Origin of the sequence: Candidatus Nanosyncoccus alces (genome assembly GCF_004138395.1) — a bacterium.
Classification (GTDB): Bacteria; Patescibacteriota; Saccharimonadia; order Saccharimonadales; family Saccharimonadaceae; genus Nanosyncoccus; species Nanosyncoccus alces.
Genome location: NZ_PRLM01000003.1, coordinates 1 through 14,521 on the forward strand (window position 1 = coordinate 1; position 14,521 = coordinate 14,521).

The 14,521-nt window shown below is 43.1% G+C and carries 12 protein-coding genes; 5 read left to right on the plus strand and 7 right to left on the minus strand.

Annotated features, from left to right (window positions below; translation table 11 throughout):
* Positions 1 to 75: 75 nt before the first annotated feature.
* The 3 genes from G3RUM_RS01515 to G3RUM_RS01525 form a co-directional block, all read right to left on the minus strand.
* Entirely contained in the window at positions 76 to 333 is a 258-nt protein-coding gene (locus tag G3RUM_RS01515; RefSeq protein WP_129734703.1) for a zinc ribbon domain-containing protein, read from the minus strand.
* 197 nt (positions 334 to 530) lie between these two features.
* Positions 531 to 1,034 (minus strand): NYN domain-containing protein, encoded by a 504-nt coding sequence (locus tag G3RUM_RS01520; protein WP_129734705.1) that lies wholly within the window; start codon positions 1,032 to 1,034, stop codon positions 531 to 533.
* Between the two features lie 646 nt (positions 1,035 to 1,680).
* Entirely contained in the window at positions 1,681 to 2,874 is a 1,194-nt protein-coding gene (locus tag G3RUM_RS01525) for an AIPR family protein (RefSeq protein ID WP_129734707.1), read from the minus strand.
* Positions 2,875 to 3,251: 377 nt separating this feature from the next.
* Here G3RUM_RS01525 and G3RUM_RS01530 point away from each other — a divergent pair, with 377 nt between their 5' ends.
* The 5 genes from G3RUM_RS01530 to G3RUM_RS01550 all read left to right on the plus strand — a co-directional run bounded on the left by G3RUM_RS01530 (position 3,252) and on the right by G3RUM_RS01550 (position 9,985).
* Positions 3,252 to 3,968 carry a LiaF transmembrane domain-containing protein gene (locus G3RUM_RS01530; RefSeq protein WP_129734709.1) on the plus strand — a complete coding sequence of 239 codons (717 nt, stop codon included), beginning with the start codon at positions 3,252 to 3,254 and terminating at the stop codon, positions 3,966 to 3,968.
* A 95-nt stretch (positions 3,969 to 4,063) separates the two neighbouring features.
* Complete coding sequence (glmS, locus tag G3RUM_RS01535; protein ID WP_129734711.1) at positions 4,064 to 5,890, plus strand: glutamine--fructose-6-phosphate transaminase (isomerizing); 1,827 nt, start codon at positions 4,064 to 4,066, stop codon at positions 5,888 to 5,890.
* Positions 5,891 to 5,899: 9 nt separating this feature from the next.
* Positions 5,900 to 7,324, plus strand: coding sequence for a sugar transferase (locus G3RUM_RS01540; protein WP_129734713.1), 1,425 nt, complete (start codon positions 5,900 to 5,902; stop codon positions 7,322 to 7,324).
* On the plus strand, positions 7,324 to 8,544 hold the full coding sequence (locus G3RUM_RS01545; protein WP_129734715.1) for a glycosyltransferase: 1,221 nt from the start codon (positions 7,324 to 7,326) through the stop codon (positions 8,542 to 8,544). Before G3RUM_RS01540 ends, G3RUM_RS01545 begins: the two co-directional genes overlap by 1 nt.
* Positions 8,531 to 9,985, plus strand: coding sequence for an O-antigen ligase family protein (locus tag G3RUM_RS01550; protein ID WP_129734717.1), 1,455 nt, complete (start codon positions 8,531 to 8,533; stop codon positions 9,983 to 9,985). The genes G3RUM_RS01545 and G3RUM_RS01550 overlap by 14 nt, the downstream gene beginning before the upstream one ends.
* On the opposite strand, the gene G3RUM_RS01555 is transcribed toward G3RUM_RS01550, so the two are convergent.
* The 4 genes from G3RUM_RS01555 to dnaK form a co-directional block, all read right to left on the minus strand.
* The gene (locus tag G3RUM_RS01555) at positions 9,945 to 10,382 is read right to left on the minus strand and encodes a GNAT family N-acetyltransferase (protein ID WP_129734719.1); all 438 of its coding nucleotides are present in this window, start codon (positions 10,380 to 10,382) and stop codon (positions 9,945 to 9,947) included. The two genes, G3RUM_RS01550 and G3RUM_RS01555, sit on opposite strands and share 41 nt — an antisense overlap.
* Complete coding sequence (locus tag G3RUM_RS01560; RefSeq protein WP_129734721.1) at positions 10,379 to 11,692, minus strand: phosphohexomutase domain-containing protein; 1,314 nt, start codon at positions 11,690 to 11,692, stop codon at positions 10,379 to 10,381. The genes G3RUM_RS01555 and G3RUM_RS01560 overlap by 4 nt, the downstream gene beginning before the upstream one ends.
* On the minus strand, positions 11,689 to 12,432 hold the full coding sequence (locus tag G3RUM_RS01565; protein ID WP_129734723.1) for a phosphate acyltransferase: 744 nt from the start codon (positions 12,430 to 12,432) through the stop codon (positions 11,689 to 11,691). Before G3RUM_RS01565 ends, G3RUM_RS01560 begins: the two co-directional genes overlap by 4 nt.
* A gap of 64 nt (positions 12,433 to 12,496) precedes the next feature.
* A complete protein-coding gene (dnaK, locus tag G3RUM_RS01570) occupies positions 12,497 to 14,386 on the minus strand; it encodes a molecular chaperone DnaK (RefSeq protein WP_129734725.1) in 1,890 nt (629 codons plus the stop codon).
* Positions 14,387 to 14,521 lie beyond the last annotated feature (135 nt).

Genomic DNA, 14,521 nt, shown 5'->3' on the forward strand with positions numbered 1-14,521 from the left:
GGCTGGCAAGTAATGTTCGGCGCTTCCGACAGTTGTTCTAAGATAAAATCGCGATATTCTTTGGTGCTTGCCACATTACGCTTTCTTCCATCTCTTGAGTGTTGGAAAAACTTTCGTGCAATATTCTTTCATTTGCTCGTTCGTCATACCGGCCTGTTCGCCAAACTTCGAGCACATTTCGATATATTCTTCCATGGAAACTTTATCTACGAATTCACCATCTTTGTAGCACCACTTACAATAATCTTTATTAATACTGCCGTCTTTTTCAGTAGAGTACATATCTTCTGAAGTTAGCGGCATTGCACAGCTTTGGCAAATAGTTTGCTCCATAAAAGATCCTTTGTTTACTTACTACAATTATACCATTGATGACAAAAAGAGAGTGTCGCCAGCTCCAAAGGAGCCTTGTTCCACTCTCTATTAATTCTGCTACGTATTGACTTTTTGGCCCCGATTTGATATAATGTAAGTATATTCCGATGCGGGTAATTCGAACGGAGTAATACCTAAGAAGAGCCCGTTTTTTGCTATTTCTTTTTCTTGTATTCAATCTTTTTCTTGACGCCAGTGTTATCTAGAAAATCTACGTATTTTGGCGTAAATGGACGGTAAAGCGACGAAGTAGAATGGCGATTTGGTGCTAATAATTTAGCGAAACGCTCTTTCTCAATAAGATATTTAACCATTTTATAATAGTCTCCATCGCCAGAAACAAGAACTACATTATCAAATTGCTCCTTGTCGGCGATTTTTGACATTACGGTAAAGACGATATCGGTATCTACGTTGCCTTTCTTCTTGCCAATCATACTTTGGCTATGCTCACGGAATACGAGAATGAAGCCTGCAGTCTGGATCTTTTCGTACAGGTCTTGGTTATCTTCGTCTACTGCGCCTAGGAAATAGTAAGCTTTTTCGATATCATAGCGTTCTTTGAGATATATTCTGAAGCGTACCAAATCAACTGTCCACGAATTAGCTTTCGTGTTCATGTAGAGATTTTGTCCATCTATGAACGCTTGATTACTCATACTCTATATTATACCATTTTTCTTGGTCTTTAGATCATAATCACTAATTATACCATTGACATTGTATTTCTTTTATTTTCTTCATTATCATTGTTTTGGTTTCTACAGCTCCAGTTAAGTCATATATCCTTAAAAGTTAAAATCTCTTTGCCTGCAAAAGTATACCTCAGAACTCGCAAGGCATCAGAATAGGGTATTCCTTTTTAGGCATAACCTTGATCTTAGTCATGTATTCAGGGTGGTCAATACACTAGTCCACCACCATGCAAAGCCGAGCAACAACGTCTGGTCGCCCCTCATCACAGGGGAACCTGTGGAAAACTCAGGTTCGAAGATGAAATTAAAGGGTGATTTAATCTCAAAAATCACCCTTTTTTGTGCGTCGATTTTTTCAGATAATTCTGCGTCGTCTCAGAAAAGAAAATAAATTTTCTTTTCACTTGTCTCCTTGAACTATCGAGGTTCGAAACCATATTTCGTACCAAAATGTCCTTTTCGACGAGATCTCCTTTTTCTAATCTGTCAATAACAATGGTTGAAGAGCTCAAAACCACCGAATATAAACTTTTGTTGGCTATATGAAAGGATGTATACCGCAGGGTATTTATCAAAAAGCCTCCTTTACAGGTGGCTTTTTGAAGTAAATTTATAAACCTAATTTGAGAGATGTTAGGACGACATAGTCATAACATGATTGCCAGACGGTCTTTTCTTTGCCGAGTTTGTTTGGATTTCTAAAGACTAGTGCTTGCTCGATGAGTCTTCTAACTAGTTCACCTTTGTGTTTGCTAAAGAAGCTTACCGGAGATGTTTTCCATGAGCATCCTTCGTCTGTTACTTCGACTAAAGCGCGGAAGGAGGCAAGAATCGGATATATGAATGAACTTGGGATAGCATATGAAGTTGTAGTATTTTTGAACGGCAACTCCACGGAATCTTGCTTTTTTCGATTCACGCCTTCTAATGCGCCAAATTTGCCGCCAATGTCATTCCATGTTGCAGGCATCTGTTCGTAAATTTCGTCGCGAAGGACTAAGATTTTTGGCAATAGCGGAAGGTATTTTTGCAGTCTTTGACGGTTATCTTCGGCGTCCGCGTATTTCAAAACGGATGATTTTCCAGAGTAGGCAATTACTGGGTGATTATTATCTCCGAACCCTTCGCGGTCAAAACAGATAAGATAAGACAAAATCTCTTTGACGTCGATATCTTTTCGGCTTCCATCTTCGTTGAATTCAGTTTCCTTATATGCAATTCTGTTTGCATAGGGCTCGTTTTTAAGAATTTCCTTAATAATGTCAAAGTGTTGTGAAAGGTTGGCTAGGCTTTGGTCTTTTACTTGTGTAGATGTGTTTCTAGCTCCTACAATCTCGGTTGTCTCATCTTTAGAGGTAATACCTTCTAGGATTTCCAGTTTTACGTAGGCGTTGTTTAAATTTGTGTCCGCTTTTTCATCTTCTGCTAGCGAATCAAATGCCTCACGAATTACTGCGTATGTATGGCCGCCGTCTAGAAGACCGTGCATTGTTTTATCTGAAAATTCTACCGCTAATATGTTTGATTCATTATTGAAGGATACACTTTCGGATAGTAGAGTCAAACCTCTGTTTCTAAACAAGAAACATTCCGGTTGGTTTTGTAATGAATCGGCAATTCTTTTTGCTACGCCGGAAGATTTGTTTGGATCGCGCGGGTTAATGCCCCTCCATTCTTCAAGGTCTTTTGGTAGGTCTTTTGCTTTGAGGACGGCAAGATAGATCTTTTTACCTTCCTGTTCAAATGGTGTGCTAATGCGTCGGAAAGAAACAACTGGCATCGTAATTTTGGTTGTAGTGGTCATATCGACTCCTTATTAGTTAGATATTATTAACAAGCCGCATTGAGAGCGGCCGGATTCATGCATATCTATCTATTTCAAAACAAGAGTTAAATGTTAGAAATACTAAACACCTTTTCGAGCGTTGACTACGAAACACTGCAGAAGGGGTAGTCTTAAAACGTATCTTCTACCAGCGACTGGTCTTGCATGAGGAAACCAGGTAGGCTTGAGGCGATAGTAACATGTTGCGAGGTCAGTGTCAAGACTGGGTAATATAAGCTAGCTTACTGGGATATTGAAATACTTTGTTATTATTAGTGATTTGACGTTGACTACGAGAAAGAATAAAGTAGTAGTATATCATCGTATGATATAATTGGCTTATAAAAAGGAGTTTTATGAAGCGAGTTGGGCCAATTGTTTGGGGACTAGCAATTATTGCGTTAGGGGTGATATTTGGCGGGAATGCGGCGGGGCTGTTTAGTTTTAACGTATTTTTTGATGGGTGGTGGACGCTGTTTATTATTATACCGAGTGCGATTAGTTTGATTACGGAAAAGGAGAAGTTGTCTAGCTTAGGGTTTTTAGCGGCGGGGGTGATACTGCTGCTCGCGGCACAGAATGTGTTTTCGTATGAAGTGGCTTGGAAGGTGATAGTGGCGGTATTTTTAGTAATGATTGGGATTGGTATAATTGTAAAAAGTATTGTTGGCAATAAAAATGACAAGGAAGTAGAGAAGAAAATTGAGGATTTGAAAAGCGATAAGGTGATGGATTCACAAATTGCAATTTTTTCGGGGAGCGAGAGGACTTATAATGACGAAACTTTCACTGGGTCTAACCTAGTGGCGGTATTTGGCGGAGTGGATTTAGATTTAAGGGAAGCAAAATTCACTAAAGACACGGTGATTAAGGCGTTTTGTTTATTTGGTGGGATTGATATAAAGGTGTCGGAAGACGTGCAAGTGAAAATAAAATCTGGTTTTATCTTTGGTGGGGCGTCGGACGAGCGAAAGAGTAGTGCCGGCAAGGGTAAGTATACGATTTATCTGGATGCGGCTGGCGGGTTTGGTGGCGTAAGTGTTGGCGATACTGTGAAAGCAAGGAAAAAGTAGAAGCTAACTATTTTGCTATTTGTCGAGTAGCATTCTGTAAGAATGATAGGTCAGGTCATGTTATAATGTAGGTACATTTAAGTGGAGGTGATAAAATGTGCGGAATTGTAGGGTATGTAGGTAAAGGGGAAGCGCAAGGTTTTTTGTTGTCTGGCCTTAAGAGGTTGGAGTATCGTGGCTATGATTCGGCCGGAATAGTGACGATAGCGGAGGATGGTACGGCGACTTTGATTCGGGCAAAGGGAAAAATTGCGAATTTGGAAGAAAAATTAGCTAAAAGTCGGCGGAGCGATAAGATTGGTATAGGCCATACGCGTTGGGCTACACATGGCGAGCCGAGTGAAGAGAACGCTCATCCGCACAAAGCGGGCGATATATATTTGGTACACAATGGAATAATTGAGAACTATAAAGAGTTGAAGAAGACTTTAACAGAGCATAAGTTTGAGTCCGAGACGGATTCGGAAGTGTTGGCGGCGTTGGTTAATTCATTCTACAAGGATGGAAAGTATCCTTTGGTAAATGCTGTGGTGCAGGCTTTGAAGCTGGTGCAGGGTACATACGGGATAGCAGTGGTATCTAGTAAAAACCCGGAAGAAATAGTGGTGGCGCGGAGTGGTTCGCCGTTAGTGATTGGAATCGGAAACGATGAGACTTTGATTGCGAGTGACGCTTCGGCGTTGGTGGGTCATACAAAGCGAGCGATATATTTGAATGACGGAGAAGTGGCGAGGTTAACTAAAAATAGTATTGAAGTTAAAACTTTGAACTCCGAGCCGGTATCGGCAAAAGTGGAAGAAATCGAAACGAATTTGGCGGCGATTCAGAAGGGAGGTTATGAGCATTTCTTATTAAAAGAGATAGTGGAACAGCCGAACTCTTTGAAAGAGACGTTGCGTGGACGGGTAAATGTGGAAAATGGTACGGTGCATTTGGGCGGTCCAGGACTCACAGAAGCGGAACTTCGCAAGATTAAACACTTAATTATAGTGGGATGCGGCACAGCATATCACGCGGGGCTTTTGGCAGGATATTATATCGAACAATTTACGCCAGAGATTACGATTGAAACGGTGATAGCGAGTGAGTATCGTTATCGTTCGGCATATATTCCAAAAGATGCAGTAGCGCTAATTGTGTCACAGTCTGGAGAAACGGCAGATACTTTGGCGTGTTTGCGCGAAATTAAGAAGCAGGGAATTAAAACGATAGGGATAGTGAATGCGATTGGCTCGACGATTGCACGAGAAGTAGATGGTGGTACATATGTGCATGTGGGTCCGGAAATTTCGGTGGCTTCTACGAAAGCGTTTACTTCGCAAGCGATAGCGATGGTGATGTTTGGGTTGACTATAGCACAGGCGAAGGGAGTGAAACCGGGAGTTTTGCGGCCGTATGTGGAAGAAATTGCGAAGTTGCCGGAAGAGATTGGTAAGGTGTTGAGTGGTGTACAGCCAGAAGTAGAAGAAATTGCAAAAAAATACGCTGATTATGATCACGCAATATATTTGGGACGTGATACGGCTTATCCAACGGCGATGGAGGGAGCACTAAAACTAAAGGAGATATCCTATGTAGATGCAAATGCGTATGCGTTTGGTGAACTAAAACATGGACCGTTGGCGTTGGTGGATGATAGATTTTTTGAGTTGGCGCTTTTGCCAAAGGGCGCGCTTTATGATAAAGCGATTTCTAATGTACAAGAGGTATTGGCGCGGGGTGGTCATGTGATAGCAGTGACGAATGTGGCGGACTTTGACATGCCGGTAGAGGGTGTTGTAAAAATTACAACAGATATTGAGATGTTCGCACCGGTGTTAATGAATTTGGTGTCGCAGTTGTTTGCATATTATATGACAATCGCTAAGGGATACAATGTAGACCAGCCTCGCAATCTTGCCAAGTCCGTTACCGTAGAGTAAAATTAAGATATGCGGAAAAAATCCGATTTTGTTTTAAGATTTTGTTTAATTTTGGGGGATGCGGTAGCGTTGATACTGTCGTTTGCGATGGCATACTTTGTTCGGGTGCATGTGGATCCGCGACCGTATGTGTTTGAGTCTCAGCTTTTGGATTTTACGATGACGATAGTGTTTTTGGTGCCAATAATGTTGGTGATTTTAGTAGCGTTGGGGTTATATAAAAAATCTATTTTTCTAGGGAGATCTAGATTTCCGGAAAGGATGAGGCTGGTGTTGGCGGCGGTGCTTTCGGTAGCGGCGCTCATAGTATATGATTTCTTTGTGGGGGAGAATTTATTTCCGGTGAGAGTGATGGCGGTGACAGCAGTGGGGTTATGTTTTGTGTTTTTGCTAATTGAACGGATAATTGTGAGATTGTTTATCCGACAGGTTTTTAAGAGTGATTATGGCGTAAAGCGAGTAGTGATTGTCGGAAACCATAAGAACACTGAATACTTGGCAGATTATATTACGTCTACGCCGGAGTGCGGCTATAGATTAGCGGGAATTGTGGCGAACCGGAGGTATATTCCGCGGGACTTAAAAACTCATCAGTACTCATCGTTAAAAGATGCTTTGAAAAGGGCACGGGCGGATGTGATTTTTCAGACCGATGAAAAATCTACAGAGTATGTGTATAAGCAGGCAGTTTTGAGGCACTTGTTATATTATTTTGTGCCAAGTGAGACGGCGCTTTCATCGCATTTTGGGGAGCTTGAGTTAGTAGGAAATACTCCGGCGGTATTAGTGATGGCGACACCACTGACCGGTGGATACGCGGTGATTAAAAGGACGTTTGATATTTTGTTTAGTTTGGTGGCGATAATCGTTACGGCGATTCCAATGATGATCGTCTGGTTAGTACTAAAGTTGACGGATTTTAAACATTCGCCGATTTACAAGGATGACCGATTAACGCAGTATAATCGAAAATTTAAATGTTATAAGTTTCGGTCGATGAAATCTAAATATTCGGGGCTGACGGCAGAAGAAGCGTTTATTAAGATGGGTAAGCCAGAGTTAATTAAAAAATATCGTAAAAACGGTGATTATATGAAGAATGATCCGCGGATTACGACGGTAGGGAAGTTTATTCGGAAGACTTCGTTGGACGAATTGCCACAGCTTTTTAATATTTTGAAAGGTGATATTTCCTTGATAGGCCCGCGAGCGCTTTTGCCGGGAGAATTACGTGATTATGGTGATAGATCGCTTTTGTTGACGGTAAAATCTGGGCTGACAGGATTTGCTCAAGTGAGTGGGCGGAGAGACATCTCGTTTGAGGAACGAAGAGCCTTAGATATTTATTATGTGAGGAACTGGTCGCTTGCTTTGGATCTTTCGATTTTTTTCAAGACAATTGCGGTGGTATTTAGACGCGAAGGAGCCAAGTAGTGAAGGCGAAGGTGCGGCAAAAATACAGTGGTAGTACGAAAGTGCGCAAAGAATTTGTCGGGTTAAAAGTGGCTTTGGTGTGTGATTGGCTAACGAACGTAGGAGGAGCAGAAAAACTGTTGCTACGTATTCACGAATTATTCCCGGAGGCACCGATTTATACTTCAAAATACGATCTGAAGGGGATTGATTGGTTTAAAGATGCGGAGATTAGAACCGGATGGTTGCAGAACTTTCCGAGTAAGATGCGGCGGATTTTGGGTCCTTTGAGACAGTGGTATTTTTCGCATTTGGATTTGTCGGAATATGATTTAATTATTTCGGTGACAGGTGCGGAAGCGAAGGCTGTGAAGTCTGGTCGGAGACTTCACGAAAAGGGGAAGAAGAATGTGAAAAATCCGGATGGGCTTCACATATCATATTGTCATGTGCCGACGCAGTATTATTGGCAGATGTATGATGATTATGTGGAAAACCCGGGTTTTGGTGTGCTGAACCCGTTTGTGAGATTTTTCTTTAAGTTGTTGGTGAGACCTTTGCGTAAGGCGGATTTGAAGGCTGCGCAAAATCCAGATTATTTTGTGACGATTTCTGAGTATGCGAAGGATGCAATAAAAAAATATTATGGACGAGATTCTGTGGTGATACACCCGCCGGTGGAGGTAGAAGATTTTAAGGCGGGCAAGGTTATGACTTCGTTTGAGCCGTATTACGTTGTTACTTCCCGACAGGTGAATTGGAAAAGATTGGATTTGGCAGTGCAAGCGTGTATGATGACGCAGCGACGTTTGATGGTAATAGGCGAAGGCCCGGAACACGAGAAACTCGTAAAAATGGCGGAAGGATCGGACTTGGTGAAATTTTTGCCATTGAAGCAAAAGAGGGAGTTATCAAAATATTTGGCGGGATCTCGGGGGTACTTATTCCCTAGTTTGGAGCCGTTCGGAATAGCTCCAGTGGAGGCGTTAGCAGCTGGTTGTCCGGTGGTAGCGTATGGAGTTGGGGGCGCAAAAGATTATATAAAAGATGGAGAGAACGGATTATTGTTTGAGCCGCAATCAGCGAAAGCTTTGGCGGAAGCGATTTTGAAATTTGAGAAGATGAGTTTTGATCGTAAAAAGGTGGCAGAGACAGTAAGTGATTTTGGAATAGGAAGATTCGACAAGGAACTAGTTGGGTTTGTGCGAGGGAAGGTAGAAAAAAAGAATGGAAAGAATTAAGAAAGGCTATCGGTTTTTGATATATATTTTGCCGGCGACGTTATTTTTTTCTTATTATCCATTAATTTCTTTGGGCGCGAGCGAGTCGATGAATTTTGAACTTTCTTTGCCAATTTTATGGTTAGTGATTTTTGATGTGGTGGCGTTGTATCTTTTGATAAAAAAGAGGGCGTTAGGTGGGATTTGGAAAGATTGGAAGTGGCTGCTATTCCCTATTTTTGTGACGTTATCAGCATTTTGGTCAATGAATTTTTTGAGGGGATTATTGACGGTAGGGGTATTGTGGCTATTGTATTTTGCGGGATACGCGTTTTGGAATCTTAAGAGTTTATTTTTGGAAGTCGGTTTTAAAGAAAGATTTTGGAAGATATTTTTCGGATCAGCACTTGTGGCGTGTGGGTGGTGTTGGGCGCAGTGTATTTTGGATTTGGCTGGAGTACCAAGAGAGGGGAGTTTGATGTGTGCGGGGTGCACATATAGGATGTTTGGATTTCCGCATCCGAATGGGTTTGCGATAGAGCCGCAATTTATGGGGAATTTATTGTTGGCGCCAGCGATAATGGCAGGATATATGTTAGAAACTAAAGCAATACTCACTAAGGACACACTCAAGGGCGTTCGCTCAAGCTTACGGTACTTAGTGAGTATTGCTTTAGTTTTTGTATTGTCCGCAACTTTGTTCTTGACGTTTTCGCGGGGAGCGATCTATGCTTTTGTGGTAGCGGTGATTTTTATGGTAGCGGTGGAAGGGGTGTGGCAGAAGACTTGGCGAGTTTGTAGAACTTTCCTAGTGGTTGCCGGGGCTTTTGTGTTTACGTTGAATTTGCAAGGGATAATGGCACAAGTTGGCCCAACGGATGATACGTATGGAAGTGGGGTGGCGAAGGTTTTGAACCATTTGTCGCTTGGAGTCGTTGACATTCGTTCTGATATTAATGAGGGGGAAGAAGATGCTCTAGAGGAACAAAACGTGCCTATGCTAGAGGAAGTAGAGGGGCATGATGAGAATGAAGGGGAGCAGGCGGTGTTTGATGGGTATGTAGAAGAATCTACTGATACGCGGGTGCGATTGTCTAATGCGGCGGTAGATGTGTGGCGAAAAGATTTTGGGACTATGCTGTTTGGAGTAGGGATTGGGGGAGCTGGACAGGCACTTTATGCAAATGGGTTGTCCCCGGCACCAAAAGAGATTATACAGAATGAATATGCAAGTTTGCTTTTGGAGACAGGTTTAATAGGTGTTGTTTTATTGATTTTGACGATTATATTGATAGTACGGGCGGCAATGAAGAGCGTGATAGCTCCAGTAATATTGACTTTGACAGTGGCATATGCGATTACTTTGTTGTTTTTCTCTGGTTTGCCAAATGCGCTACATATTTATTTGTTGCCGGCGCTTTTTATATCTCTTTACGGAAAAAGTTTGTATCGTAAACAGTAGCACCGTGGTTTTTGTAAAATTGTTGAGCGATTTCGCGGCCATTGCCACAGGTGAATTCTAGGTTTTTGCAGCCTTTTTCAGCGGCCCATTCTAGGATTACTTGCCAAAGGGCCGAGCCGATGCCTTTGCCACGGACAGTTTGATCGGTGACGAAATCTTCGAGATAAGCGTTTCTGCGAATAATTGGCCCCATGTGAACGGAGAGCGTTGCTATACCAATGATTTTGTCTTCCTCTGTGGCGATGAGCATGTCGTGGTAAGGAGAAGAGATGAGCTCTTCGAACCATTCACGAGGAATTTCGCCGCGGTCTTTGCCGCTGCGGGAAAGTTGGATTAGTAACTTTCGAATTTGGTTGGCGACTTCGGGGGTGTATTTTTCGAGTTTGGCGATTTTCATAAGATTTCTCCTAACTTATTCTTTAGTTCGTTGGCGAGGGTAGTGATTTCCTTTTTGTCCTTGCCCCACATAGTAATACGGATTAGGTTTTCAGTGCCGGAGGGGCGGACAAGTAGGCGACCTGAGGTAGTTTGTAACTTTTTTTCATATTCCAGGAGTAGGTTTTTGATTTCTGGGTTTTTTAAGTGTTGTTTTTGTGTGGGCGAAGCTTCTAGTGAAAGATTAACTTGGGGAAATTTAGTGATGGTTCTAGCAAGTTCGGCTAGGTTTTTATGAGTAACTAAGACCACTTTGCACATTAATAGGGCGGCGAGCATGCCGTCGCCGGTGGCTTCGCCTGGTAAAATAATGTGTCCAGATTGTTCCCCGCCGATGGCGATATTTTTTTCGCGCATGGCAGCAGCGACATTTGAGTCACCGACTGGAGTGATTTCTAATGTGAGGCGATGGTCTCTTGCCCAGTCCAGAATGCCTTGATTAGCCATGACAGTGACTGCGACGGATTTAAGGTTTAAGAAATCTGCGAGGACGGCAATAATTTGATCGCCATCTACTATTTGTCCGTTTTGGTCTACCATTAGGACGCGGTCGCCGTCACCGTCAAAGGCGATGCCAAAATCTAAGTTTTGGTTTTTGACAAGCTTTTGTAGGCTTTCTAAGTGAGTACTGCCACAATTGTAATTGATTTTGGTGCCATAAGTTTGGTCGGCGTTAATGAGCTCGACGGTAGCATCGAATTCTTCAAAAACAGTTTTATTTAGCGCGCTGGTGGCGCCATTGGCACAGTCTAAACCGATGTGGAGATTAGAAAAGCTTATATTGCCGATGTAAGATATAAGGTGGGCTTTGTAGATACTTACGGCTTCTTCGTGTAGATTTTCGCGGATGCTAGGGGGGATAGGTGTATAAGGTTGAGCCTCTTCGATAGCCTTTTCGATGAGATTGCAACCTTTTTGACAGAGTTTTTGAGAGCCGTCTTTGCCGTGTTCGAAAATTTTGATGCCGTTATCGGTGTAGGGGTTGTGAGAGGCAGTGACGTCGATAGCGATGTCGAAACCCATTTTGGTAAAGCAATAGTTGATGGCTGGGGTGGGAAGTACGCCGACGTTACCGTACTCGACGCCGAAAGTCTCGAGAGCAGTTTCGAGGTCGGCTAAAATCCATTCGGTAGACTCGCGGGTATCGCCGCCAATTAAAACTTTAATATCGTCACCGGCGTAATTTATGAGACCTCTGATAATGGAAGCCAAAAAATCCGGGGTGAATTTTTCTGCTTTTTGGCGGATGCCGTCGGTGCCAAAATATTTCATAGTAGACTCCTAATAACTTTGATAGTAAGGACGACGTCTGCAAGGGAACTGCCTCTAGAAAGGTCCGCTAGTGGCATTGTGAAGCCTTGGATAATGGGACCAGCACAGATAAAGCCACTGAACTGTTCTAGTGATTTGTATAGTATATTGCCGGAGTTTAAGTCTGGGGTGATGAGGATGTTGGCTTGACCGGATATTTGAGAGCTTGGGAATTTTCGAGAAGAGATGATGGGATTGATTGCGGCGTCGAGCTGCATTTCGCCGTCTATTCGCCAATCTGGATGATTTTGACGGATTTGGTTGATGACGAAGTGAATTTTTTCTAGGTCGGGATTTTTACCACCACTACCGTTAGTGGAATAGGAGAGCATAGCGATGATCGGAGTTTCTTGATAATATGCCTGGTAAGTTTTGGCAGTGTCTTCGACTATGGCGTAAAGTTGCTCTTTGGTGGGGAGCTTATTAACTCCGCCGTCAGCAAGAGCAAAATGTGTACCACCTTTTTCACAAATAAAACAACTAGAAAAATATTGAGATTTTAAAGCTAACCGATCTTTGTATGCGAGCAAGACGTCGCGAGAAGAGTATTCAAGACCTGATATCATAGAATCGGCAGCGTTTTGGGATAATAACTCGGTAGCGTCTTGAAGGTTTTCGGTATTGATAAACTCTATTTCTGGAAAGGTTTGGATAGCTTTTTGGACGATGGGGTTTTCGAGTTCTGGGATAAGTATTTTCATAGGTAAATTATAACATATAAAAATAGCCCCACTGGGTGGAGCTATTTTTGCGGAAGACCGTAGGCTATTTGTCTACGACTTCACCTTCGACGGGTTCGTCATCGGAAGATTTGTCGTCTTTTTTATCTTCTGGTTTGGCCTCGTTGGTAGAAGCTTGGTACATTTTTGCACCGATTGGCATGATTTTGTCGCTGAGTTCTTTAGTGGCAGCTTCAAATTTGTCTTTGTCGGCAGCCGCGTCGTTTAGCACTTTGCGGGCTTCTTCGACGGCTTTTTTGATAGTTTCTTTGTCCTCGTCGCTGATTTTGTCCTTATACTCGTCTGGCATTTTCTCAGCTTGATAGATAGTATTTTCTAGGTGGTTTTTGGCGTCGATACCTTCCTTTTTCTTTTTGTCTTCTTCGGCGTGCATTTCGGCTTCTTTCTGAGCCTTTTCAATATCTTCTTTGCTCATGTTGCCAGAGTTTTGGATAGTGATGGACTGCTCTTTGCCGGTGCCCTTATCTTTGGCAGTAACGTTTAGGATGCCGTTGGCGTCTAGGTTGAAGGTGACTTCAATTTGTGGAACGCCGCGTGGGGCTGGAGCGATACCGTCTAGAATAAAGCGGCCGAGAGATTTGTTATCGGCGGCAAATTCACGCTCGCCTTGGAGAACGTGAATCTCTACCTGCGGCTGATTGTCGCTAGCAGTAGAGAAGACTTCGGACTTAGAAGTAGGAATGGTAGTGTTTCGATCGATCAATGGAGTACGGACGCCACCCATAGTTTCGATGCCAAGAGTAAGCGGGGTAACATCTAGGAGGAGGATATCCTTGACGTCGCCTTGGAGCACGCCGCCTTGAATAGCTGCGCCGACAGCTACAACTTCGTCTGGGTTTACACCTTGCATTGGATCTTTACCGAAGATAGATTTAACCTTTTCAACTACGGCTGGCATACGAGTCATACCACCGACCATGACGATCTCGTTGATGTCTGAGGTTTTGAGTTTAGCGTCCTTGAGAGCTTTTTCTACTGGTTCTGCTAAGCGGTCTAGAAGTGGCGCCACAAGCTCTTCTAGCTTAGCGCGAGTGAGAGTGTATTCAAAATGTTTTGGCCCATCGGCGTCGGCACTTAAAAACGGTAGGTTAATATCGGTGCTAGTGCTGCTTGATAGTTCCTTCTTGGCTTTTTCGGCCTCATCCTTAACGCGTTGCATCGCGGCTGCGTCGCCTTTAATATCAATACTGGATTCTTTCTTGAATTCGTCTACTAGGAAGTTAACAATAATATTGTCGAAATCTTCACCGCCTAGATGGGTATCACCGTTGGTGGACATCACTTCGAATACGCCGTCACCAAGCTCAAGGATAGAGACATCGAAAGTACCACCACCGAGGTCGAAAACGACGATTTTTTCGTCTTTTTTGCTTTCTAGACCGTAAGCTAAAGCGGCTGCGGTAGGTTCGTTGATAATGCGTTTGACTTCGAGACCGGCAATTTTACCAGCATCTTTGGTGGCTTGACGTTGGGAATCGTCAAAATAAGCTGGCACAGTAATAATAGCTTCGGTAACTTTTTCGCCAAGAAAGGCTTCAGCGTCGGCTTTGATTTTGGAAAGCACCATGGCGCTGATTTCTTCTGGCGTGTATTCTTTGCCATCCATTTCTACGGCTACACCGTTGCCTTTTTTGACGATTTTGTATGGGCTGATATCTTTATCACGCTCAACTTCTTTGTCGGTAAATTTGCGGCCGATTAGGCGTTTGATGCCGTAGATGGTGTTTTTAGGGTTGGTAACGCGTTGGCGTTGAGCGACTTTACCTACTAGGCGTTCGCCTTTTTTGGTGACGGCTACTACGGATGGGGTAGTACGGTCACCTTCTGAATTAGTGATAACTTCTGGCTTGCCGGCTACCATGTACGCAAAGGCGCTGTTGGTGGTGCCGAGATCGATGCCGATGATTTTACTCATTAATTTTCCTCCTTTTAAGGTTATTTTGTTGGCACTCGTCTTGTTAGAGTGCTAATCTTTCTCTATTGTAGCAAACTGGCACTCGGTTGTCAATAGTGCTAAATAAGAAATTTATTGTTTCGTCCCAAGGGGGAG